This window comes from Cupriavidus sp. 8B (genome assembly GCF_054589115.1).
Window position 1 is genome coordinate 1 of sequence record NZ_BAAILO010000508.1, and the last position, 202, is coordinate 202.

At 61.9% G+C, this 202-nt stretch carries 1 protein-coding gene; it reads left to right on the forward strand.

Translation table 11 applies throughout. The features are described 5' to 3' along the window. Positions 1-202 (forward strand): hypothetical protein (locus ACYP5B_RS45935; protein ID WP_459574019.1); only part of this gene is annotated, 202 nt, incomplete at both ends.

Sequence of the window (202 nt, forward strand, 5' to 3'; positions counted from 1 at the left end):
GCGCCATGCGCGCCGTGCGCGGCGGCTTCGTGCCCTTCCTGCCCGTGTTCAGCGCGGTCAAGATCGACTCGACCTTCAACGCCTCGCAGCTGATCGGCCAGACGCAGAACGTCGTCAACATGAACGGCAACAACACGGCCTTCGCGGACGACATCAAGTCGCATGTCACCTCGACCCAGAACGCCCAAAACAACATCTATCG